19 protein-coding genes and 1 tRNA gene are annotated in these 22991 nt (G+C 50.7%); 13 read left to right on the top strand and 7 right to left on the bottom strand.

Translation table 11 applies throughout. The features are described from left to right. Window positions 1-165: 165 nt before the first annotated feature. The 4 genes from P2W70_RS19095 to P2W70_RS19080 all read left to right on the top strand — a co-directional run bounded on the left by P2W70_RS19095 (window position 166) and on the right by P2W70_RS19080 (window position 5188). Window positions 166-2490, top strand: coding sequence for a T9SS type A sorting domain-containing protein (locus tag P2W70_RS19095; protein ID WP_276483109.1), 2325 nt, complete (start codon window positions 166-168; stop codon window positions 2488-2490). 86 nt (window positions 2491-2576) lie between these two features. Beyond that, window positions 2577-3335, top strand: coding sequence for a helix-turn-helix domain-containing protein (locus P2W70_RS19090; RefSeq protein ID WP_276483108.1), 759 nt, complete (start codon window positions 2577-2579; stop codon window positions 3333-3335). A gap of 24 nt (window positions 3336-3359) precedes the next feature. Then, window positions 3360-4523 carry an FAD-dependent oxidoreductase gene (locus P2W70_RS19085; protein WP_276483107.1) on the top strand — a complete coding sequence of 388 codons (1164 nt, stop codon included), beginning with the start codon at window positions 3360-3362 and terminating at the stop codon, window positions 4521-4523. Window positions 4524-4621: 98 nt separating this feature from the next. Next, complete coding sequence (locus P2W70_RS19080; RefSeq protein ID WP_276483106.1) at window positions 4622-5188, top strand: dihydrofolate reductase family protein; 567 nt, start codon at window positions 4622-4624, stop codon at window positions 5186-5188. Window positions 5189-5493: 305 nt separating this feature from the next. Here the strand turns inward: P2W70_RS19080 and P2W70_RS19075 are convergent, their stop codons facing one another. Then, window positions 5494-5922 (bottom strand): cupin domain-containing protein, encoded by a 429-nt coding sequence (locus P2W70_RS19075; RefSeq protein ID WP_276483105.1) that lies wholly within the window; start codon window positions 5920-5922, stop codon window positions 5494-5496. A 349-nt stretch (window positions 5923-6271) separates the two neighbouring features. On the opposite strand from P2W70_RS19075, the gene P2W70_RS19070 reads away from it, so the two are divergent. Then, entirely contained in the window at window positions 6272-7156 is an 885-nt protein-coding gene (locus tag P2W70_RS19070; RefSeq protein ID WP_276483104.1) for a hypothetical protein, read from the top strand. A gap of 140 nt (window positions 7157-7296) precedes the next feature. Beyond that, window positions 7297-7370, top strand: a tRNA-Pro gene (locus tag P2W70_RS19065). A 95-nt stretch (window positions 7371-7465) separates the two neighbouring features. On the opposite strand, the gene P2W70_RS19060 is transcribed toward P2W70_RS19065, so the two are convergent. After that, entirely contained in the window at window positions 7466-8014 is a 549-nt protein-coding gene (locus tag P2W70_RS19060) for a PIG-L deacetylase family protein (protein WP_276485381.1), read from the bottom strand. A gap of 406 nt (window positions 8015-8420) precedes the next feature. Between P2W70_RS19060 and P2W70_RS19055 the strand changes: the two genes are divergently transcribed. Both P2W70_RS19055 and P2W70_RS19050 read left to right on the top strand, forming a co-directional pair. Further along, window positions 8421-8681, top strand: a complete 261-nt coding sequence (locus P2W70_RS19055; protein WP_276483103.1) for a cupin domain-containing protein — start codon at window positions 8421-8423, stop codon at window positions 8679-8681. Window positions 8682-8896: 215 nt separating this feature from the next. Further along, entirely contained in the window at window positions 8897-9796 is a 900-nt protein-coding gene (locus tag P2W70_RS19050; protein WP_276483102.1) for a FecR family protein, read from the top strand. Between the two features lie 132 nt (window positions 9797-9928). Here P2W70_RS19050 and P2W70_RS19045 read toward each other — a convergent pair whose 3' ends face one another. Continuing rightward, window positions 9929-11344, bottom strand: coding sequence for an aldehyde dehydrogenase family protein (locus P2W70_RS19045; protein ID WP_276483101.1), 1416 nt, complete (start codon window positions 11342-11344; stop codon window positions 9929-9931). 331 nt (window positions 11345-11675) lie between these two features. On the opposite strand from P2W70_RS19045, the gene P2W70_RS19040 reads away from it, so the two are divergent. Both P2W70_RS19040 and rluF read left to right on the top strand, forming a co-directional pair. Then, entirely contained in the window at window positions 11676-13364 is a 1689-nt protein-coding gene (locus P2W70_RS19040; RefSeq protein WP_276483100.1) for an RluA family pseudouridine synthase, read from the top strand. A gap of 125 nt (window positions 13365-13489) precedes the next feature. Then, window positions 13490-14632, top strand: a complete 1143-nt coding sequence (gene rluF / locus P2W70_RS19035; protein ID WP_276483099.1) for a 23S rRNA pseudouridine(2604) synthase RluF — start codon at window positions 13490-13492, stop codon at window positions 14630-14632. A gap of 1 nt (window position 14633) precedes the next feature. Here rluF and P2W70_RS19030 read toward each other — a convergent pair whose 3' ends face one another. Then, window positions 14634-17123 (bottom strand): tetratricopeptide repeat protein, encoded by a 2490-nt coding sequence (locus tag P2W70_RS19030; RefSeq protein ID WP_276483098.1) that lies wholly within the window; start codon window positions 17121-17123, stop codon window positions 14634-14636. Between the two features lie 127 nt (window positions 17124-17250). Between P2W70_RS19030 and P2W70_RS19025 the strand changes: the two genes are divergently transcribed. Beyond that, entirely contained in the window at window positions 17251-19116 is a 1866-nt protein-coding gene (locus tag P2W70_RS19025; RefSeq protein ID WP_276483097.1) for a vWA domain-containing protein, read from the top strand. 153 nt (window positions 19117-19269) lie between these two features. On the opposite strand, the gene P2W70_RS19020 is transcribed toward P2W70_RS19025, so the two are convergent. The 3 genes from P2W70_RS19020 to P2W70_RS19010 all read right to left on the bottom strand — a co-directional run bounded on the left by P2W70_RS19020 (window position 19270) and on the right by P2W70_RS19010 (window position 21775). Then, window positions 19270-20091, bottom strand: coding sequence for an alpha/beta fold hydrolase (locus P2W70_RS19020; RefSeq protein WP_276483096.1), 822 nt, complete (start codon window positions 20089-20091; stop codon window positions 19270-19272). Window positions 20092-20657: 566 nt separating this feature from the next. Then, window positions 20658-21215 (bottom strand): hypothetical protein, encoded by a 558-nt coding sequence (locus P2W70_RS19015; RefSeq protein WP_276483095.1) that lies wholly within the window; start codon window positions 21213-21215, stop codon window positions 20658-20660. A 107-nt stretch (window positions 21216-21322) separates the two neighbouring features. Continuing rightward, window positions 21323-21775: an rRNA adenine methyltransferase gene (locus tag P2W70_RS19010; protein ID WP_276483094.1), complete on the bottom strand. Its 453-nt coding sequence runs from the start codon at window positions 21773-21775 to the stop codon at window positions 21323-21325. Window positions 21776-22091: 316 nt separating this feature from the next. On the opposite strand from P2W70_RS19010, the gene P2W70_RS19005 reads away from it, so the two are divergent. Then, window positions 22092-22340, top strand: a complete 249-nt coding sequence (locus tag P2W70_RS19005) for a hypothetical protein (RefSeq protein ID WP_276483093.1) — start codon at window positions 22092-22094, stop codon at window positions 22338-22340. Window positions 22341-22557: 217 nt separating this feature from the next. Beyond that, window positions 22558-22914, top strand: coding sequence for an RNA recognition motif domain-containing protein (locus tag P2W70_RS19000; protein WP_276483092.1), 357 nt, complete (start codon window positions 22558-22560; stop codon window positions 22912-22914). The last annotated feature ends 77 nt before the right edge of the window (window positions 22915-22991 follow it).

Genomic DNA, 22991 nt, shown 5'->3' with positions numbered 1-22991 from the left:
CAAATACTCCCCTGGCTTTTTACTTTCCCTTTTGCAAGAGGTATCCTTACCCGCTTTTTATTGCTGCGCAGTAATCAACGATCTGCTGCCATGCCTGCCTGTTCTTTATGGCCGGCTGATAGCATCGTACAGGACTTTTATTGCTTAAATTAAACCTTCTGTTTTATGAAGCCTATCAAGCTATGCCTTGTTATCATTTATTGTTCACTTTTTATAAACTATGCTACGGCGCAAACCAATGTGGCGCCACAGGCAACCGCTACCACTTCCTTTGTGTCATCCTGGGAAACGATTGCCGCCCTCAATGATAATTTTACTCCTGCCAACTCCAACGACAAATCACATGGCGCTTATGGTAACTGGAACAATCCCAACTCGCTGCAATGGGTGCAATACGATTGGGCGCAGACCTATGCGGTCACTTCTATCCAGGTGTATTGGTTTGACGACAATGGTGGTGTACTAACGCCTACTACGGCGTATGCAGAACGGTGGAGCGGTACGGCCTGGGTGAGCCTGGGTAATATTCCGCTGGTCAAGAATGCCTTCAATACCCTGAGCTTTACCTCGGTCAACCTGTCGCGTATACGGGTAACGATGCGCAACACCACCCAAAGTACCGGAATCCTCGAGTGGCGGGTGATGGGTACCGTAGTCGGCGGTGGCGGTGGTACGGGCGATCCGTATACCTGGCCTTCTTATTCGCCCAATATCAGTTATAATTTTGCCGATGAATTTCCTTCCTTGCCTACGCCTGCCAATGTACTGAATGATTGTCCGCAGGTGGTGGGTACGCAATCATCCAACTGGTGGTGTTTCCGTTGGGGACCCAATAAGAATGCGCTGGTAACGACCAATTCCATCACGCCGATGCTGGCGCGTATGAATACCGACTTCCAGTATTTCCGGAATACGATGGGCTGGCCTCCGGACCTGCGTGCCAAGAATGGTTACCGCAGTGCGGTGTATCTCTATGGTTCGGGGCTGTGCACCGACAATGCGCCCAATACCGCGTTGGGTGGCTGGCAGAGTGCGATCAGCTACAATGGTACGAACTGGCCGATGGTACTGGCTTCTTATTATCCCATTTACAGTTTCGACCCGGCCTGTACCTATTCGGACCGGGTGGCGCAGCAGGGCGCGATGGTGCACGAGGGTATCCACTCCTTGCTGGCCGATCTGCCTGGTGTGAAACAATCGGCCTGGTTTCATGAAGGGGGTAATGTATGGTTGCAGCAAACGGCGGATGCACGCCGTACGAATAATTTCAGTTCGATGGGTGACCTGAATGGCACCGATTTCATTGCGCCGTTCATGCCGATCGAATGTTATTCGGGCTGGTTGCAAGATGGCAGTTTTGGGGGTCCTTCTGCCGAGGGCGTGAACCGTTATAATTCCAGTGGTCAGCAGTTGTGCACATGGCGTACGTACCTGGGTGGTCACCAGTACAGCAGTTCGTTCCCGACCTTCCTGGGTAATGTATTGGGTGATGGTGCTGTGCCCTGGATCTGGCGCAACTCGCCTACCCGTGTACTGGCAGGTATTGCTTCCGGTATCGGTACGGCGCAAACGCGTCGCCTGATCTCTGAATACCGGGCCAAGCAGGCGCTGGTGGATTTCGGTCCGTGGAAGAATGCGATACTGGCATTGCTGAATGCGCATTTTGGTCAGTCGATCGGTGCGGAATGGCAGCCATCGTGGATGACGCCGGCCGTATGGACGGCTACGCCTTATGTGGCTACGACGAATGCCAGCAACCTGCTGACACCGGAAGCGCGTACACTGCCGGGTTGGTCGGGTGCCAACCAGATACCGCTGACGGTAACCGGTAATATGGTGACGGTGAACTTTGAGCCGATCGGCGCGAATATGACCTGTCAACTGGTGTACCGCACTACAACCGGTGTGCCGGTGTACAGCCAGGTCGTTTCTTCGGGATCGCTGAGCCTGCGCCTCGATCAACCGGCTGCCAGCAATGTAGTGATCGCGGTGATCACCAATACCGATCATATCTACAATGGCGAAAGCAGCCGTACGACGAAGTATGATTATCGCCTGCGCCTGGTGACTGGTATCAGCGGGGCTGCGAATATCAATACCAAATGGTATCAGTCAGCCACCCTGGCTTCTTCGCGGATAGCCGGTGGAGAACAGCCAGGTGAGGTGGGCATCGATATGTCTAAATACTGTAACCATGCTTATCATGCCACCCGCGAGGTAGCAGCGGTTACGAGGATCATCAATCCCGACAAATTCCAGATGTATCCCAACCCGATACAGCCTACGCAACGGTTGTCGCTCGAGTTCATCAACCCTGCCAATGATAAAACGGTGATTACGATCCTGAACCTGCAGGGGGCGAAGGTATTTGAGACGACGACCAACGGTAAGAACTATATCGTTGATCCGCGCAAATTACTGCCCGGCAGTTATATCGTACAGGTGAAGAATACTTCCGGCACCAGTACACAGAAGTTGCTGGTAAAATAGCTCATTGTTTAAAGCAATGATTTGGTTAAACGGCGTGCTTTCGTGCACGCTGTTTTTTTGTGCCATTTCGGCTAATTTGCAGGGCGATGGAAGATCCCGACCTGTTGTACAAGATTGTGCCGCCGCCGGCTGCGCTCGCCCCATATGTGGAGAGTTGCTGGATGCTGGTGAACCGGGCCGGCCACGCGAAGCAGGTGGTGGTATTGCCCGATGGGCGGGTAGACCTGATGTTTGCGCGGTCTGCCAACGAGCCCTTTCATGTTCTTTTGCTGGGTATCGACAGTAACGCCTCCCAAACGGTGCTGGCGCCGGGTGCAACGCTGTTTGCGGTCAGTTTCCGGTTGCCGGCGGTGGAGTATGTGTTGCGTACTTCCATTACGCCGATCCTTCATTCGGCGGCTGTGATGCCGGATGATTATTGGGGGCTGGGCGAGGCGGCGCTGGCCGACTTCGATGGGTTTTGTGAACAGGCATTCGGGTTGATCGGTGATGCCTTACCGGCTACGCCTGATAACCGCAAGCTGGAGCTGTTTGCCTTGCTGTATGCCTCGCAGGGGGCCATCACGGTGCAGGAGCTGGCAGACAAAGTATATTGGAGTGCCCGGCAGATCAATCGCTATTTCAACCAGCAATTCGGGCTATCGCTGAAGGCCTATGCCAGTATTCTCCGTTTCCGTGCATCCTTTCCACAGATCGCCGCCGGTAAATTATTCCCCGAGGACCATTTTGCCGACCAGGCCCATTTTATCCGCGAGGTCAAGAAGTTTGCCGGGGTAACGCCCCGTGCCTTGTACAAGAATCAAAACGGCCGATTTATTCAATTCAGCACCCTGCCACGTTCCTAGCTTTGTGTCATCAATCGAATGATTATGACAGCTATTCGTACTAAACAAATTGCCATCATTGGTGGTGGTCCTGGCGGCCTTACCCTGGCCCGCCTGCTTCAGCAACAAGGTGTATCGGTACAGGTGTATGAACGCGATGCCAGCCGGCAGGTGCGGGTGCAGGGCGCTACGCTCGACCTGCACCAGGAATCGGGACTGCGTGCGTTGGAAGCGGCAGGCCTGCTGGATGCTTTCAAAGCCAATTACCGCCCCGGGGCCGACAGGATGCGTATTGCCAACGCGCAGGGCGAGTTGGTGTTTGATGATCATGCCGTCAAGGAAGATGCGGCCTTTGATTCGGCCCATTTCCGGCCGGAGATCGATCGGGGTCCGTTGCGGGATATCCTGTTGGACTCCCTGCAGCCTGGTACGGTGGTATGGGACTGTAACTTCAAGGCGTTAACGCCTTTTGGAGATGGCTGGATGATCCACTTTCAACAAGGGGAAGCGGTGTATGCCGATATCGTGATCGGGGCAGATGGGGCCAACAGCAAGATCAGGCCGTATGTTACTTCGATTGGTCCCTTCTATTCCGGATATACGGTGGTGGAAGGATCGGTGTATGAGGCTGCCACGCAGGCCCCTTATTGGCACGAGCTGGTGGTGGGTGGTAAATTGTTTGCGATGGGGCACCAGCAAACTTTGATCCTGAGTGCGAAGGGGGATGGTAGCCTATCGTTCTATACCGGTTGCCGTATGCCGGCGGATTGGGTTACGAGATCAGGCATTGACTATAGTAATCGGCACGAAGTGTTGGCCTGGTTTAAGCGGGAGTTCCCTCAGTGGTCGCCGGTATGGTATGAACTGTTTGACAATGACCAGGTGCATTTCGTGGTGAGGCCGCAATACTGTATGCCGCTGGACCAGGTGTGGGACGCTCAAGCGAACATCACCCTGTTGGGCGATGCAGCGCATTTGATGCCGCCTTATGCCGGCGAGGGGGTGAATATGGCGATGCTGGATGCGCTGGAGCTTTGCAACTGCCTGGCGGAGGAACGCTTTTCCGATACCCGTACCGCCATCGAACAATATGAGGTAGCGATGCGCGCCCGTGCGTCTGCTACGGCAGCGCTTACCCTGGCGCAAACGGACGCGTTGCATGCGGAGGGGGCGCTGGCCTACCTGGTGGGTATGATGAAGGGAGCGTAACATCACCGGGGCCGCAATTGCCCCCTGCGAAAGTCGTATTTGGGTGTGTCGTGAATGTTTGTTGCCCTGTATGTTTGTAGCTACGTAAAATGATCCGTATGCGCAAGCTCAAATTACAAATGCAGATCAGCCTGGATGGTTTTGTGGCTGGTCCGAACGGCGAAATGGATTGGATGGTGACGGATTGGTCGGCCGACCTGAACCAGTATGTAGGCCGTATCGTGGCTGACATCGATACGATCGTGCTGGGTCGCAAGCTGGCGGAGGGATTTATTCCTTACTGGGCTGGCGTGGCGGCCGATCCGACGCATGCGGAGCATGAGGGTGGACGCATCTTTACGGATACGCCCAAGGTGGTGTTTACGCACAGTATGGAGCAATCGCCCTGGGCCAATACGACGCTGGCCAAGGGTGGGATTGGTGACGAGGTGAGACAGTTGAAACAGCAGGCAGGTGGATCGATCTATGCCTGTGGCGGGGCGCGATTCGTATCGTCGCTGGTGCGCCATAACCTGATCGATGAGTATTTCCTGCTGGTGAATCCTTCGGCGATCGGGGCGGGGATGCCGATCTTCAAGGAAGCGGGTGGCCAGCGGCCACTGCAGCTGGTAGAGGCGGTGCCTTTCGCTTGCGGCATCGTGGCGATGCATTACCGCCCGAAATGATCTTTTATTAGGAATCGCCTTCCGGAAACTGTATATTGCTATACCGCTCATTCTCAGGGTGGTTTACTGTATGAAATGGCGATTTTCTACTTTCTTCCATTTGATCAAACCCGCCATGGGATTGGTTATGCCGCTGCGGGAGCATCTAAACCCGCGTCCCTCCTGCATTTGATGGTTCCCGACATGGGGTTGACCTGGAGTTGACCCGGGGTTGACCTGGCGTTGACTACCGGCCGGTACGCCCCATCTACCCGGTAGCTATGGAGCAGCTACGGGGTAGACAGGAGGTAGCCATTCGGTTGCTATTATTTGGACTTTTCGGGCACGAGCAGGGGGCTTCCTTTGGCCCCTACGAGGAAAACTGCCAGCTTCACTGCTTTGGTATTGCTCAGGTTCCTGGTTTGGTTGTGGAGGCCGCCTGGTTCTTCCCAGAACACATCTCCCTGGTGGTAGGTCTTTTTTACGCCTTCAAAAGTCACTTCGATATCGCCTTCCAGTACGTAACCGACAACGGCCATGGGATGCCGGTGTGGTTTAGAAATTTCGCCGGGTGCATATACAACATAGGCTACCTCGACCTGCTCTTTGGGCAGGTTGGTGGGGAGTTGTTTGTTGAAGAGGATCTTCGGTGGATTTTTGGTGGGTTCGTGGCCTGCATTGCCACCGTGCTGGGCTTTTGTGGTGAGGGTAAAAGCCGTTAGCAAGGCTGTCAGACTGATTGCAAACTTTTTCATACTACTTTGTTGAGTTGATATTAGCTCCCTGCTGTTGGGAAGGAGCGAAAATGATGTTGACGTGGTGGTCATCCAAAAGCTGTACCCTGTGTGCAGGAGTGATGTGCCTGGTAGAGGGGGGGCGCGGGAAAATGTGTGCTGGTCAGGGTTTCGCGTGGTCGAAATATTTTGGATTGCTGCGTTTTGCGTGGTATTATCCTTCGCATTTGCCACTTTATTTCGTGTAAGCGCGACGTTGGGCACTTGTATTCGTGGGAGGGCTATACGGTGTGGTGGATTTTTATTATTTTTCTGGCGGAGCATGACAATATGAACTGACTAATATTATTTAATGGGAAAAACTGATTGGATGATGACTATCAAGAAGACGATCGTTTGTTTTGTTGGTTGCAGTGCTTTGCTGGCCTTTGGTGGCTGCGCCTCCTCAGACTCCGCTAAGGTGGCCCCTGCTCCGGTGGCAGTTGTTGCCGGTCAGACTTTTCCGGTGCATGATCTGGCTGCTGCCGAGCAATTGCTGATCCGCCAGTACGACAATCTGGCTAATGACAAGGCTATTGATCCGGATAGTCTGGGTTATCCCGCAGGCGTTTTTCGCCAATGGATGGATAGCCTTACGTCGTCGAATGCTGCGAGTATCACTTACCCTTTTAATAGGCTGCAGGATTCGGCACAGGTTTCCATCGTTACTGCTGCTGATGGCCAATTCCGCATCTATTCCTGGGATAACTGGACGGGTGGCACCATGCATAATTTTGACGCCGTGTATCAGTGGAAGGGGAATGACGGTGTACATGCGACGAAGCCTGTGCCTGATGGCGAGGGCGATCCCGGTGGCTGGACTTCGCGCATCTATACCGTCACTATAAACGATAAGCCGCATTACCTGGCGGTGTCACATGGGGTTTATTCCACAAGCCTGCGTGGTCAATTGGTCAAGGCGTTCACGATCGATGAGGGGAAACTGATCGACACGGTACAGGTGTTCAAAACAAGGTCTGGCCGGTTGAACAGTATCGATGTGAGTTATGATATGACGCAATATGATGAGCAGCGCGGCGACGACCAGCAATTGATCGTGTACGATTCTTTGAAGCAAGTTCTATATATACCCGTGGTGCAGGAGGGTGGTATACTAACAACAAAGAACCTGGTCTATGCCTTGAAAGCCGAGTGCCTGCAGTATGTAGGCGTGGAAGAAGCGAGACGTGGGGTGGATAGTATGGTAAGGCCATAGGCCTGAATCAGAGCGTCTTGCGAAAAAATATCGCGAAAAAATTCTCCTATTTTCTTGAAATATAAAAATTTGGGTTACATTTGCACCCCCAATCGTAACTACTTGCTGATTAGGCCAGTAGTTCGGAACTAAATAAGTTTCGGGACGTAGCGCAGCCCGGTAGCGCACTTGCATGGGGTGCAAGGGGTCGCTAGTTCGAATCTAGTCGTCCCGACTTTTAGAAAAGCAGTTTCGTAAGAGGCTGCTTTTTTCTTTTGTAGCAATTCCCTTGTGGAGTCTAAGGGGTGTCTTATTATTCAAAATCGTTCTTCAATCCCCTTTCTTCACTACAAATCTCCTAAAGTAGATCGTATTGGAGCTATCTTTCAACTTATTGGCAGTTTCTTGTTTTAATTCTTCGCCGGTGTATTGGGTTAGGTAACAATTCATCGCTTCTATTGCTTTTTTTTCATCCTCAGCGGTATAACTGACTTTCACATTGAAATACTGATCGCTTACATAACCGCCCTCTTCCACGGATTGTATTCCTTTTTTCCAGGCGAAATGGTATAGCGGATATTTTTCCACCCAGCCTTCTGCAAGTAGCAATTCTGTCACAGTAGCGCCGACGACAATGTGTTCCGAATGATGGGTGTCGCCGTCAGGTCCGGCAGTAATTATTATATCAGGGTTCATTAACGGTATGCTTACTCTTAATGAATCCATGAATCGCTGATGTTCTCTAAAGTATTTACCTGTTCCGATTTTCGTATCTAGTCTTTCAATGCCGAGAAATATTGGAGGCTCTACTCCCAGTTTCTTGCAGCCGCAGATGGTCTCTGCTTGTCTCATCTTGCCTAATGAATCTCCGGCGGGAATTGTCGTAACCCTTGTACCGTCTTTGCGTCGGTTGCAATGATGACAACCACTTTATTCCCCAAACTGGCATATTTGTGCAGTACTTCACTGATGGCTGTTTCATCGTCTGGATGTGCCCCGACAAAAAGGATCGACCCTTGATTGTCCATTCGTTCCGATGGGTAATGTTCCGATGGGAAATTGTGAAAATATAAAATATGTGAAATGTATCCAGGCAGTGTATGAAGAGATCGTTTTATTAAACAGGGATGGGATGAGCATAAGCTTTATTGGCCGGAAATTGTCTATTCCAAAACATCCATACTGCGAATGATAGTCAAGTGCGCAGCAGTAGTTAGCAATCCTGTGTACAATGAAGTAAATCAGGAATACAAAGTAGTCGAATTGTACACTTTTATTGGCAGGTTTGAAGGCGGTTGCTGATAGTCCCTGGGTGCGGGAAATAAGGATAACTTTCAAGGCGGGACAAGAATTGAAGGAGCACACAGCGTCTCAACCCATACCTGTTCAAGTGCTGGCTGGCAGCATTGATTTTGGCGTGGAGGGTAAAAAACACCGGCTTGAGCAAGGAATGCTCATCGCGCTTGTCAAAGGCGTTCCCCACGATCTGAAAGCTATCAGCGATGGTATTGTGCGCTTGTCTTTGCATAATACGGACAATCAATAGCTACACCCGTAAACGTCGGGGGTAAAAATTTAATGTGCGCATTTTGTAGTAATTTTTGTGATTTGCTCGGTATATAGGCAGCGCTAATGCCTATGAACGAAAATGTCTCCCCAAAACGACCGGATGAGCTTGAAATGCTGCGCCCGGATGCCGCTCTTGCTCCAACTCAACGGACAGTTAAACGTTGGCGGTGGCCTGTATTTGTCATACCCGCGGTGCTCTTTGCCATCGCAGGCGTTTTACTATTGGTGTTTTATCGGCCCCATGGTAAGTTGCCCGACAATCATGCGATCGTAGCCGTACAGGTCTTTAAGTCGACCGGCGGAAAAGATACGCTTGTCATGATCGAGTTGGCCAATGGGGTGCATTTGCCTATTGGGAAGTCTGATACGGGTATTCTGGCTCAGCAGGGTAGTTCTGTATTGTATCGCGACGTGCAAGGACAAATTATATACAGCCATTGGGATACAACTACTTACAATACGGAACTGACCAACAAAATTACTACCATGCCCCGCCATCCTGTGCAGGTCGTGTTGCCAGATCACACCACCATTTTGCTGGAGCCCTATGCTACATTGGGCGTTCCTATTGCTCCGGACGCGCACCGAAAAGCCATTGAATTATCCGGGCCCGCCTATTTTTCTGTTGCCAATGACACCACGAGTCAACTCTCTGTCAGCACCAATGGGCTGGTGATCGAGGCTACGGCCGCCGAATTCCTGGTAAAGGTCGAAGGGGATGATAAAACGATCATAGGTCTGGTAGCGGGCAATGCAGCCGTGGCGCACGGCGCCAGGTTTGCCAGGCTGAAAGCCGGGGAGGTCTTGCGCGTCAGTGTGGCTGGACAATTTGAATGGATCCGGGCAAGTTTAAGCAGTTTAATGAGCTTCAGGAAAAATACCTTTTATTTCAGCGAAGCGCCCCTGTCTATCATCAAGACCGAGATCGAGCGTTGGTATGCTGTTCAAATCGTTGACGACAAATTGGCCGATTCGATAAGTACTTACCACTTTGGTCCGGTGTCCCGCGACTTACCTTTGCAAGCTGTCATGAAAAAGCTGACCATGCTGACGGGGCATTCCTTGCAAGCTATTCCGCTTACTGATCGTTGAGCGCCGGGAGTAGGGAAGGTGCGTTGTCTTGTCCCTGGTGTTTATGCCCACCCCGGGTTGCAGCTCAAAACTAGCCTATTCTGCAAGCTCGCGCTTGTACGAACCCCTGAATTTCTTATACTTACAGCAGGTTCACCCAATCACCGTCTTGATCTCCAAAAATTCTTCCAGCCCGATCAAGCCATTCTCCCGGCCGATACCGGAATGTTTATATCCACCAAAGGGTGCGAGCGGGTCATGCTTCAGGGTGTTGATGAGTATGCGCCCTGATTTGAGCTCACGCGCAAGTTCGGTGGCATGGGTGTGGTTACCGGAGCTGATATAGGCCATCAATCCATAGTCGGAATCGTTGGCCATGTCGATGGCTTCCTGTTCGCTGTTATACGTGATGACCGACAGTACGGGTCCGAAGATCTCTTCGCGGGCAATGCGCATCTGGTTGTTTACGCCAATAAAGACGGTAGGTTTTGCGTAATAACCTGCCGAGAGTTCTTCGGGATGCCCCAGGCCGCCTGCCAGTAAGGTGGCACCTTCGTCGATGCCGATCTGTATGTACTGCTGAATGCGGTCGTATTGCCGTTGATTCGCCAGTGGCCCCAGTTTGAAATCGCCTTGCCGGGGATCACCCACCGTGAAGGTGTCGGCTGCCTTGATCAGCAAAGCCTCTATTTCGTCTTTCTTTGATGCGGGGATGAACAACCGGGTGCCGGCTATACAAGCCTGTCCGTTGTTCATGAAGGCGGCTTGCAAGGCCATGGGGATGGCTATGGACAGGTCTGCATCTTCCAGGATAATGTTGGCCGATTTGCCACCGAGCTCCAGCGTCAGCCGCTTCATCGTATCAACGGCTCTTTTGGCCAGTATTTTTCCGACCAGGGTCGATCCGGTAAAGGATATCTTGGTGACGGCAGCACTTTGCATGATCGCTTCTGTGATCACTTCGCCATGGCCATTGACCATGTTGACGACGCCAGCCGGCAAACCTGCCGCATCGATGCATTCCATGATGATCTCCGCTTGCCAGGGACAAAACTCGCTGGGCTTTAAAACAATCGTGCAACCTGCGGCCAGGGCCGCTGCTACCTTTAAGGCGATGGCGCCGGCTGTCGCATTCCAGGGCGTGAACAGGGCCGCTACACCGATTGCTTCTCTGATCACCGTCGATTCGTTGACGGTGGTGGTAAACGCGTATGTTCCCAACACTTTTGCCTGGTCGGCAAAGGTCGTGGCGGCGATGAGGTTGGCCCATTTGGCCCGTTCTCTCGGTGCGCCATACTCGCGTATGGTGACGTCGATGAGGTCATCGATGCGCTTGAGGATCTCGTCGTGGATGGCGATCAAGTATTGGGACCTCTGCGTGGCGGTGGTTTTGCTGTAGGTTACCAATGCCTTGGAGGCTGCCTGGATGGCTTTCTCCGTATCTGTCTGGTCTGCATACACGATGCTGGCGATGGGCTGTCGATCCAGCGGACTGATGATGGCTGCTTTTTCTGTTCCGTGGGGTGTTTCAAATTTCCCGTCGATATAAACGCTATTAACTGTTTTCATAAATGAAATGCTTTATTGTCACTACAAAGGTGACTTGTTGTTGGGTATTGCCTTTTGTTGTACAGCTCAGAATGCTTTGTTGGAAAGCTCATGATTTGCGCGCTGTTGCTGTGCTGTCGTAAAGCTATCGCAAGGTTTGCTGTGTACTTGTGGTGAATAGGGGCAGCCGGACAGATAGCTTGCCGGGGCAGACAAATGGTGGCTGGAATCGGATGGGGGAGATGGCTGGCCTGCGGGCGTTACCTGACCGCCTTGTTTATTGTCGGAATGTGCCTAATTTTGCGGCCGGTTGGCCCCGGATGGGCATTCCGCACCCTAATGGCAACAATCAGTGAGCATAGACAAAAAGCATAGGATCACCTATTTTCCGGAAGCGACCATCGAGGGTATTTCTTTACCTGCCCGATTTACCTTCCCTTTTTATTATGAGCCGCATGCGCTGGCGCATATCGCTGCTAAGGAGCTGCAACAATACCTCGACGCGCAAACTCACCTAGATCATAATTTTGGCTTGCACACCGACCAGGATGGTATGGCGATCGGTAAGATGTTTGGCGTTTTGGTGGTGCAGGATGTCGCCGGCAGACTGGGTTATCTGTCTGCGTTCTCGGGCAAACTGGCGAATTCCAACGACCACCCGCTGTTTGTGCCCCCTGTATTCGATATGCTGGCCGGGAATAGCTTTTTTCTGCAGGGTATTGTACACATCAATAGCGTGAACGACCGCGTGAAGGCCATAGAAGCCGATGATCATTATCGGCAGCTGAAAACGGACCTGGATCGTGGTACTATTCAATCCCGTGAAGAGATCGCTGCTTTCCGAACGCAGTTACAAGTAAACCGGGCCCATCGTAAACAGGTACGCATCGCGCAAAAGCCGTTGCTAACCCCGACGGACTATGATGCGTTGGAAGCCCGTCTTGTGAAGCAAAGCCTGCACGACAAGCACCAATTGAATGTGCTGATCAGCCAGTGGGAGCAGGCGCTTGAAGCATTGCATACCGCGATCGCGCCCTACGAAGTGGAGTTGGAGGCCCTGAAAAATGAACGCAAGGACCGGTCGGCCGATCTACAGCAACAGCTTTTCATACAGTATTCCTTTTTGAACAAAGATGGCATCTTCAAAAGCCTACACGAGATCTTCAGTGAAACGGCTTTCGGTAAACCGCCTGCGGGGGCTGGCGAGTGCGCTACGCCCAAATTGTTGCAATATGCTTTTGTGCATGGCTACAAACCGTTAGCAATGGCAGAGTTTTGGTGGGGCGCGTCGCCCAAATCGGAGATCCGGAAACACCAACAGTATTATCCGGCCTGTACGGGCAAATGCAAGCCCATACTGGCGCATATGCTCGAAGGTATACCGCTCGACGATAATCCATTATTGCGTGTACCGGAAGCGGGCCGCGAACTGGAGATCGTTTATGAAGATGAGAGCCTGGTAGTGGTCAATAAACCAGCCGGCCTGTTGTCGGTGCCCGGCGTAAACATCAAAGAATCGGTCTATACCCGGTTGAAAGACATCTGGACGGCGACAGAGCCGTTGATCGTGCACCGGTTGGATATGGATACTTCCGGACTATTGGTGGTGGCTAAAACGCCGCAGGCGCACCGGCATATTCAGCGACAGTTCCTGAAGGGTACTGTGCGGAAACGCTACCGGGCTTTGTTGTCGAAGGTGCTGGAGTCGTCGGAAGGGGAGATCAGTTTGCCCCTGACAGCCGATCTGTATAACCGCCCGCGGCAGCTGGTGTGTTTCAAGACGGGCAGAAAAAGCATTACCAGGTGGAAAGTGACTACCCGCTACCATGATACGACCAAGGTCGATTTTTGGCCGCTGACGGGGCGCACCCATCAATTGCGCATGCACTCGGCGCATGAGTTGGGGTTGAATGCCCCCATTGTAGGCGATGATCTCTATGGAACGGTGTCGACAAGAATGTGTCTTCACGCGGCTACCCTTGAATTTATACATCCCAAAACAAAAGAAACCGTCAGTTTTACAGCGGGGGAAGATTTTTAGGACCCGGTGAATGCCTGTCCGGAAGCGCCACCAGCCGGGTGGTTGGGCAAGAATTCGCTTTTGTTGCGATCAATTCCGACATTTGCCCCGGAAAGCATCTGTCAACCACGTTAAAAGCTATCTCTTTGGACAATTCTATCAGCCTCAATAAGTTTATCAGCGATACGGGTTATTGTTCACGCCGCGAGGCCGACAACCTGATCACAACCGGACGGGTATTGTTGAATAACCGGCCGGCCCAGCTGGGCAACCGCTATAAACCGGGTGATGTGGTAGAAGTAGATGGCAGCATCGTTACGGCTGCCAAAAAAGATAAACGGGTGTACCTGGCGCTCAACAAGCCAACGGGTATTACCACGACGACCGAGTTGCACATCAAGGACAATATCATCAGTTTCGTCAATTACCCCAAGCGGATATTTCCCATCGGCCGGCTCGACAAAGATTCTGAAGGGCTGATCCTGCTGACCAATGACGGTGATATCATCAATAAGATACTACGGGCCGATAACCACCACGAGAAAGAATACATTGTGCGGGTGAACAAGCCGATCGATCATGGCTTTATACAGCAAATGTCGCAGGGTGTACACATTCTCGATACCGTTACCTTGCCCTGTAAAGTGTTCTCTGTTGGTCGCCAAACGTTTCGGATCATTCTTACACAGGGGCTCAACCGCCAGATCCGCCGCATGTGCGAACAGCTAGGGTACAATGTAGTGGGTTTGCAACGGGTGCGCATCATGAACATCAAGCTCGACAAACTGGCTGTGGGCAAATGGCGTTACCTGAGTGAAGTAGAGTTGGCCCAACTGATGGAGAGTATTGAAGATTCGCAGCAAGAGAAGAGCAAACCCAAGTCGAAACCGGCTTCTCCTAAAGGGAAGAGCGTTGCCGGTGAGGGTGTTTCGCCTGCCGGCAAAAAATCTTCTCAATCGTCGAAGAAAGAAACTGCCTCGCAAAAGACTACGCCCTTCTGGAAGAAAGAAGATTCGGATCCCAAAGGGGCGAAGTCGTGGAAAAAAAATACAACCCAACAAAAGGGGGCCAAACCCTGGAAGAAAGAAGATAAGGATTCCAAAGAGGCAAAGCCCTGGAAGCAGGAAGCGCCCGCACCAAAATCTTCTCCATCCCGGCCCGGCAAAGCCGGTCGTCCGGACAGAAGTGCCGGTAAGGAAAAGCAAAGTACTGACAGCAAGCGAGCCAGCCGGAACGGTGAAAAGGGTTCGTTCAAGAATTACAGGAATAAGGGACGCGGCAAGGGGTAACTTACAAGACCTCTATCACGCAATCGAAGTATCCCGCATTGTTGCTGTAATCTGCGTCATTGATCGCAATCTGCAAGGCCCCGTCTTCTGATGCCGTATAAATATTTTCGGTGCCAAAGAATACCCATTTCTTGTTGACGCCACCAATGATCGCCGCATGCGGTATGGATTGGATCAGGCTGTAAGACTGGAATCCGTAAATTCCGTTGGGTGTACTGACACCTGCAAAGGTTCCCAGGTTTACCGTGCCGTAGGAATTCACTTTTACCTGTTGACCTTTTTTCAACGTGATATCGGTGGTCAGCGTGGAAGTTAACGTGCCGCCGTAAATTTTTTTGCCTCCTTTTGTATAGATGTATTCCAATCCATTGATCACTTTCTGTTGACTCATCCTGCGGCTAAGTGCTGTGCCAATCGTTGAGGCAAACAATGATCCCAGTGGATCAGATCCTTCGTTTACTCCTACAATATCGCCATCGGAAGTTCTGTATAAGCTATAGTGATCGCTAAAATCAATACCGCTGATGATATTGCTCATTTCCTGCTCCCTGATCCTTTCTGCATTGTTGTCACGTTGACCTACACCATTGTTATAGGCCTGGTTGGTCCAGAACCTGGCTTTGATCGTATTCTTCTCAATTACTTTTCCCTCTTCATACATATTGCCGAGCAGGGCCATCGCTTCCGCGCCTCCTGACTCAGCTGCTTTTTTGGCCCAGAAGAAGGATGTTTTATCGTCTTTGGGTATGGCGTCGTTGACACCGCCAAGGTAGAGGTAAGCGATCGTCGTCATGGCTGTCTGGTCTCCGAGGCCGGCTGCCTGCTTTAGCAATTCAAGTGCTTTAGTCGGATTTTTAGGAACTCCTTCTTTTCCGCGTAAATAAACACCTGCCATAAAATTCAGCGCATCGGGATAGTTCATGTCGGCCGCTTTTTTGGCATACTGCATGGCTTTGAGGGCATTCGGTTCTATGTCTTCTCCGTCGGTATACATGAATGCCAGTTGCATCAGGTTGGCAGGATCTCCAAATGCTTCTCCTTTTTTGTACCATTCGATCGCTTTTTCACTATCCCTGTCTCCTACGAATCCTTTGCGGTGCGAGAAGCCGATGTTCAGAGCGGCCTTCTGGAGGCCTTTTGCATAGCAAGACTCCAATAGCTTGAGTCCTTCTTCGTATTGTTTGGCTTTTTGCTGAAACAAGCCGTAATCATACATTGCGGGGAGAAAGCCTGCATCGGCTGCCCGTTGCAGAAAATCTTTGGCGGCTTCCTTGTTGGGTACGCCTGCTATCCCCATTCCAATCGCGTAAAACATCAGGTATTGACATTCTGCATCACCAGCCCGGGCGGCTTCCTGCACGGCAGGAAATGCCTGTTTGGCGATCTTTACTCCCTCATTTTCGTTCGGTGGATATCCGCCCCATCCCAGCGTGGTAAATACCGCTTTCCACATCAGCGCCGGCTTGTTGCCGGTGGCAGCCAATGCATTCAATGGTGTCACTACCGTTGCCCAGGTTTTTTTTCCAAAGCCGTAATAACCTGCCAGGGCGTTCAGGGTAATATCGGAGCTTTTGCCGACCGTAGTGGTTTTGGCGGTGAAAAAGGGTTTGGTGGCCAGGGCAAAGTCACGGGTGAATAGGGCTGCCCCTTTGTACATGCCTTCGATGGTAAAATGAATACTATCGCTGATGAGGTTGTAGCCGGTAACCAGGTAGATGCCCCCTTTATCAGTTTTGAATTTTGGTAGTGACATGGTACCGACTTTTCCTTCCGTGCCCTGGATGCCAGTATTTTCTTCCTTGATATTGAACAGGATATCGAAACTGGCCAGGTTTACTTCGCTGTTGTTGGTGAAGGTAAAGGCGAGCGTGCCTTTATCGTTGAACAGGATATCGCTGGAGCCTGCGCTGTTGGTGAAGATGACACTGTCTAATGAAACCAGGGCTGGTTTTGCAGCCGCTGCAGTACGCGATGCACCAGCGCCACTTGCCTGCGGGCTGTTGGAGCCCGATCCAGGTTCCGGTTTGGTGGCAGCGGCATATTGCGGCGGGTAGTCCGAGCTTTTCTTCACCAGGTCGCCGTTGTACCCGGATGTGATGTAGAGTTGTTCATTACCACTATTGGTACTGTGTCTGAAACTGAGTAGCTCCAGTCTCCATCTGCGTGGACCATCTTTTTCTACGATCTCTTCTTCTTTTACCTGGAGCTGACCGTTGCTGAGCGTCGCTGTCAGGTTGATGGTAGCGCTGGATTTTTTCTCCAGTACTTTAGGAATATTAAGCCTGCCGTTGCCGGTGATCTTGATGGGCTTTTTTTCTTTTATCTGCACGGCTCCTTTGTAAATATCGCCGGCTATTTGTACCAGGTAAATAGTGACAGAGAAGTCGTTGTCGCCCTGCGCCAAACTTCCCTCCCAGGTGCCGGTAAGATCCTGCGCATAAGAATTGATCAATAATAGCTGCACCAGCAGGAAAACAAGAAGGCGTCGCATGGGTGGTAGTTGATGGGTGAGGCCGTAAACTATCAATTTAATAGGTGTATCCCTACCGTGTTTTCACCTTTTCTACCCAATGTTTGTGTAATCCACCTTTTCGGGGCATCTATTCTCAAAAGCGCCCATGAAATATCTTTTGACACTATTCGTATGGTGTGCGGGCATCTTTGTGCTTGCCGCTCAATCTACCATTACCGGAAAAATTACCGATGTGCGGGGAGCCCCGATTCAGGGCGTCAGTATCACCTGTAAAGGAACGAGCATGGGCACGACCAGCGACGCCAAAGGTGCTTACTCTATCCAGGTGGCAGATAAGCAGGCCATCCTTGTCTTTGCCATGGTGGGATATAATAAACAGGAAATAAGAGTAGGCGCTCAGACCGTTATCAATATAAGGCTCAAAACATCGGAGCATCAGTTGCAGGAAGTGGTGGTGACTCGCCTTGGTGCTCCGTTGAGAAAGGCTATGAATAATAGTAGCGCATACTCGGGGCGTGTTTACGGCATGAGTTTCAATAACCAGGGATATATTTCCGGCGGGGACAAAGGCGACTTAAACCGGGAAGGCTATGATCATATCAAAGAGAACGAATTTCAGCGGGTAACCAACCAGCCTGTCTCTACCTTTTCCATCGATGTCGATGCGGCCTCCTACAGCAATGTACGTCGCCTGATCAATGAAGGTCGGCTGCCTGAACCAGGCGCTGTGCGGATTGAAGAAATGATCAATTACTTCTCCTACAACTATCCGCAGCCCAAGGCCGATCAGCCATTTAGTGTTATTACAGAATCAATGGCCTGTCCCTGGAACGAACAACATCAATTGGTGATGATCGGTTTGCAGGGTAAGAAAATTGAAGCTGATCAACTACCTCCTTCGAACCTGGTCTTCCTCATCGATGTAAGTGGTAGCATGCAAGCTGCCAATAAATTGCCGCTGGTGAGGTCGTCGCTGAAATTGCTGGCCGATCAATTGCGTCCGCAGGATAAGATATCCATTGTTGTCTACGCAGGTAGTGCAGGCCTGGTATTACCAGCTACCAACGATAAAAACAAGATCCGGGAAGCCATTGATGAGTTGGAGGCCGGCGGCTCCACCGCAGGTGGTGCTGGTATTCAACTCGCCTATAAAACGGCGCAGCAACATTTTTTGAAGGGCGGCAACAACCGGGTTATTCTTTGCACCGATGGCGACTTCAACGTAGGTGCCAGTAGTGATGATGCCCTGGAAAACCTCATCGAGGAAAAACGGGCATCTGGCGTATACCTTACTGTGCTTGGCTTTGGAACCGGCAATTACCAGGATGGTAAAATGCAAAAGCTGGCTGGTAAAGGCAACGGGAATCATGCCTATATCGATGATCTCCCTGAGGCGAAGAAAGTGTTGATCAGCGAATTCGGGGGTACCCTGTTTACCATTGCCAAAGACGTAAAGTTGCAGGTAGAGTTCAATCCGCAACAAATAAAAGGCTACCGATTGATCGGTTATGAAAACAGGTTGCTGGCTACCGAAAATTTCAATAACGATAAGAAGGATGCCGGCGATATGGGCAGCAATCATACGGTAACTGCGTTGTACGAAGTTATTCCCGCCTCCTTAGCGAGTGATCAGTGGCTGGCGCCGGTAGATATGCTGCGATATCAAACTGCTCCGGGTAAAGCTCCCGGTACATCCTTCTCGCGAGAATGGATGTTTGTCAAGCTACGGTACAAAAAGCCGGATGAAGACAAGAGCCATTTACTGGAAGTGGCTGTGAAAGAAAATGGTCAGGTTGCCAGCAACAATATCCGTTTTGCCTCGGCGGTAGCTGCCTTTGGCATGGTGCTCAGGAACTCTACCTTCAAAGGCAGCAGCAGTTACAAGCTGGTGCGGTCCCTGGCAGGCAACAGCATTCAAAACAATAACGATCCGTATAAGAAGGAGTTTCTTGATCTCGTGAAGCGGGCAGAAAACCTGAAAGCAACTGCGCGGCAGGAGGAGGAAGAATAGGGAGACAGTTTAACGCTGTAGATCGTTCAGTTGCAATAACACCTGTAGGCCGTCGGGGGATTGGCCTGCAGGTTTGGTAGACAAAAAACACCATGCCCTCCGGGCAAGTATCTACATACTTACCGGGAGGGCATGGAAAATAGAATGGCTGATTTAGCCTTTGATGAAGGCGAGGATGTCTTTGTTGATCGTCTCGGCTTCGGTGGTAGGCATACCATGCGGGAAGCCAGGATAGGTGATCAGCTTTCCGTTCTTCAGCAGTTTGGCGGCTGCTAAGGCAGTGATCTTGTATGGAACGATCTGGTCGTCTTCTCCGTGTAATATGAGCACGGGAACGTCGACATTCTTCAGGTCTTCCGTAAAATCTGTTTCAGAGAATGCTTTGATACACTCATAATGGGCCAGGATGCTGCCCATCATGCCCTGGCGCCACCAGTTGTCGCGGATGCCTTGCTTGGGCTCCGCGCCTGGGCGGTTATAGCCGTAGAATGCCTCCGAAAAATCTTTGAAGTATTGCTGCCTGTTGGTAGCGGTTTGCTGGCGGATCTCGTCGAAAATGCTCTCGGGAACGCCATCGGGGTTGTTGGCATTCTTTACCATAATGGGCGTTACTGCACTAACGAGTATTGCTTTGGCAACACGGCCTTTACCGTACTTGTTGACGTAACGGATCACTTCACCTCCGCCGGTAGAGTGACCGATGTGAATGGCGTTCTGCAGGTCCAGTGCTTCTACCAGTTGTGCTACATCGGCAGCATAGGTTTCCATTTCATGGCCGGTGGCAGTTTGTGTAGAGCGACCGTGACCGCGGCGATCATGAGCGATTACCCGGAATCCCTGCTGTTGGAAAAATATCATCTGTGCATCCCAATCATCGCTGGAAAGGGGCCAGCCATGGTGGAATACGATGGGCTGACCAGCGCCCCAATCTTTGTAATACAGTTCTGCTCCGTCTTTAAGTTTTACAGTACTCATGATTCTTGCTTTATGGTGTGAAGGAATTTACTGACCGCTATTTATAGACCAAAGCCGTGCCGGCTTATATCTTTTTGATTTGCAATACAGTATCGGGAAGAGGGGAGTGGCGCCATTACGGCATTTCGTAAATTTATGAAAGGTTTTCATAAGGCTATCAGCTTGTTTATTAAATCATAGTAGTATTCGGCAGAAATTGATCTGGCCAGCTTCAGTGGCTGTAAAAAGCGAAACCCTCCGGTATTACCAGAGGGTGGCTACTATTTCACGATCAGGGAGAGGGGCGATAACCAATGGAGCGATGATTAATCAGCCGTCATTGGTTGACGTTTTCTACCGTGGGGTACTTGGTCGGGGTTTTTTGGGTCTGTCTAGGATATTGCCAGTGCTGATGGCATGTTGGACTTCAAATCGGATTACGGGGCAAAGGTGCCCCTTTCCAGGCAGGCATCCAGCTGCTGCGACTGGTAATTGCCGCTTTACCGTAGTTCGACTTAGTGCCGCTAATGTGAAACACCTAGTGTTAATTTGTTTTTAATGTGCTCTGTGACTTGCATGCGCGTAGGTCAGAATGGCTGATTGTACTTGCCGGTCAGTGCTTTGTTTTCAATGCTTTTGGCGAAATTGGGTGTTTCTTCCCGGTTGTGTGCATCGGAGGCTGCCTGACGGGCGGCCGCCGCGCCCTCCAGGTGAAGGCCACGCTCCTTCAAGTAGCTGAACATTTCCGGCGTCGCCGTCGCATGGATCTCGTTCGTGTACAAGGTGGTTTTGTCATCGATCCTGGTGGCCTTCAATTCCCATAATACCTGCACTTTCGTCCGGCCGTTTGAAGTGATGGAATCTGAGATCGATAGCATTCGACAGTAATCGGGTCGATGAACAACAGCCACGTAATGTTGCACCATCAGGGCGTCTCCAATGGTTTCTACATTGATTGACACGGGTTCTCCTTCGAAGGTAGTTGTGATGCCTGCGCCGATGTGCTGGGTGGAGCATCGTTGATACTCTGCATCTGGCAGGTTCAACAGCCAATCGGCAATATTTACTTTCTCTATGGGTGCTTTTATGATCGCGCTTACTGTTGAATGCGATAATGCATTGGCGGGTGTTTGAATAATTTCCATGATGGTTGACTTTTAAATGATTGGTTTATTAGTCAAACCTAGTTGTATTCAACCCTGTTGGTAGTGGCCACTCAACGAGCAGGCAAAAGCTGTCGACGAATTCCAATTTAAGAACGTTCTGAAGTATCCTTTGTGAAAAGCAATGTCCGTTTCAATCCCTGTTCAATGCCGGCCCTGATCATATTGCCGTAGCCATCGTGGTTCAGGTAGGCAGTAAATTCGGAGGCATCCTGGTAGCGAAGCTGTGCTGTCGATATCTCTCCCAGGTCCTCATAACATTTGGCGATATTCAGGTATAGCGACGGCAGGTATTGTTTGATGCCTTCGTCGGAATGGTTCAAGGCGTGTTGCAGGGCGATTTCATCCCAATGCAGTTTTTCCGCAACGCTGTCCTGCTGCCGGGCGAGGTAGTGGGCGGCCGTAAACTTTTCAAAATCGTTTACAGCCAGGCGCCAGGCCTGTTCGTAACAGGTTTTGGCGGTCGCCGGCCTGCCTTCGCCTTCTTCCGTGATGCCCTTTATACAGAGGCGAACGACTTCATTGTCTGGGTTGAACTCCATGGCGGCTTGATGCTATTGCCACCGAAGGTAGTTTTTTATTCTAAAATGGGTGCAACTGGCTGGAATAGAATATATTGTTAAAATCAGGCCAAGTTGGCCTCATCTGCCGGGTAGCATTGGCGGTACGGAAAATTGTACCTATATTTATAATGCCTCACGCGGATAATCGCTCAATACTGTCTCATTGCCTCTTCGACAGGGATTTTCCGGTTCTATCGTTTTCAGTCAGTTATCAGCTAGTATTTCAGTTTTCGTATTTCAGTTCAGTTTACAGGATTGGTAAGTCTTTATTAGTTAACACTTAAAAATTAACGGTATGAAGCTTTCTGAGTTTATCGTAATGAATGAAGCGGAGAAAAAGCGTGCTGTATCCACCAATGCCGTTGCCATTGCTAAAAGAACCTCTCCCGGCCTGGTGATCTTCTTGTTTCAGATCGACAATTTTTATGTAGAGGCCTACTGTAATACCAGCGCCAACCGGATAGAGGAGTATTGTGTGTTACCTGACACCAACGCTATCGGGCATTACCTGGAATCAATTCCCATCGATGGACTTTTTGGTTGACGATTTTTGCGGTATTTTTGCTGTGCGAGGGAAGAAGTGGAGTTCCGAAAGGAAACTAACTTAGAATTTATCTGAGGAAGTATGAAAAAAATACTATCTTTATGCCGATATTTTGAGTCGCATTAGTATTTTTAATTACATTGCTTAGTACCACTGCATTATAGTTAGTTACTTCATGCTTTCCTCAGAAATTATTCAATCAATTTAATTTCACGGAATGAACATTTATGTTTCAAATCTGAGCTTCAACGTACAGGATGAAGACTTGCAAGAATTTTTCGCTCCCTATGGAGAAGTTACTTCAGCTAAAGTAATCACAGACCGCGAAACCGGCCGTTCAAGAGGCTTCGGTTTTGTTGAAATGCCTGATGATACTGCCGCTCAAAAAGCGATCGCAGAATTGGATGGTGCGTCTGTAGAAAACAGAACTATCAGCGTAACTGTAGCTAAGCCTAGAGAAGATCGTAATTCTGGCGGCGGCGGTCGTGGTGGTTTTGGTGGTGGCAACCGCGGTGGCGGTGGCTACGGTGGCAATCGCGGCGGTGGCGGCGGTGGTTACAACAAGCGCTACTAAAATTTTCGCTAGTAATACGAAAAAAGCCCCTTTTGGGGCTTTTTTTGTGTGCCTACCTGATTAAGAAGCTGGCAGGA

The sequence above is a fragment of the Paraflavitalea pollutisoli genome, from assembly GCF_029360705.1.
Classification (GTDB): Bacteria; Bacteroidota; Bacteroidia; order Chitinophagales; family Chitinophagaceae; genus Paraflavitalea; species Paraflavitalea pollutisoli.
The sequence above is the reverse complement of the archived record's forward strand: the minus strand, read 5'-3'. Positions and strand labels throughout refer to the sequence as shown.

What these genes read in the sequence shown, in the direction of transcription:
- P2W70_RS19000 (WP_276483092.1), top strand. Translation starts at nt 22,558, where the DNA reads ATGAACATTTATGTTTCAAATCTGAGCTTCAACGTACAGGATGAAGAC.
- P2W70_RS19085 (WP_276483107.1), top strand. Translation starts at nt 3,360, where the DNA reads ATGACAGCTATTCGTACTAAACAAATTGCCATCATTGGTGGTGGTCCT.
- P2W70_RS19090 (WP_276483108.1), top strand. Translation starts at nt 2,577, where the DNA reads ATGGAAGATCCCGACCTGTTGTACAAGATTGTGCCGCCGCCGGCTGCG.
- P2W70_RS19045 (WP_276483101.1), bottom strand. Translation starts at nt 11,344, where the DNA reads ATGAAAACAGTTAATAGCGTTTATATCGACGGGAAATTTGAAACACCC.
- P2W70_RS19025 (WP_276483097.1), top strand. Translation starts at nt 17,251, where the DNA reads ATGAAATATCTTTTGACACTATTCGTATGGTGTGCGGGCATCTTTGTG.
- P2W70_RS19080 (WP_276483106.1), top strand. Translation starts at nt 4,622, where the DNA reads ATGCGCAAGCTCAAATTACAAATGCAGATCAGCCTGGATGGTTTTGTG.
- P2W70_RS19070 (WP_276483104.1), top strand. Translation starts at nt 6,272, where the DNA reads ATGATGACTATCAAGAAGACGATCGTTTGTTTTGTTGGTTGCAGTGCT.
- P2W70_RS19005 (WP_276483093.1), top strand. Translation starts at nt 22,092, where the DNA reads ATGAAGCTTTCTGAGTTTATCGTAATGAATGAAGCGGAGAAAAAGCGT.
- P2W70_RS19030 (WP_276483098.1), bottom strand. Translation starts at nt 17,123, where the DNA reads ATGCGACGCCTTCTTGTTTTCCTGCTGGTGCAGCTATTATTGATCAAT.
- P2W70_RS19010 (WP_276483094.1), bottom strand. Translation starts at nt 21,775, where the DNA reads ATGGAGTTCAACCCAGACAATGAAGTCGTTCGCCTCTGTATAAAGGGC.
- P2W70_RS19015 (WP_276483095.1), bottom strand. Translation starts at nt 21,215, where the DNA reads ATGGAAATTATTCAAACACCCGCCAATGCATTATCGCATTCAACAGTA.
- P2W70_RS19075 (WP_276483105.1), bottom strand. Translation starts at nt 5,922, where the DNA reads ATGAAAAAGTTTGCAATCAGTCTGACAGCCTTGCTAACGGCTTTTACC.
- P2W70_RS19020 (WP_276483096.1), bottom strand. Translation starts at nt 20,091, where the DNA reads ATGAGTACTGTAAAACTTAAAGACGGAGCAGAACTGTATTACAAAGAT.
- P2W70_RS19095 (WP_276483109.1), top strand. Translation starts at nt 166, where the DNA reads ATGAAGCCTATCAAGCTATGCCTTGTTATCATTTATTGTTCACTTTTT.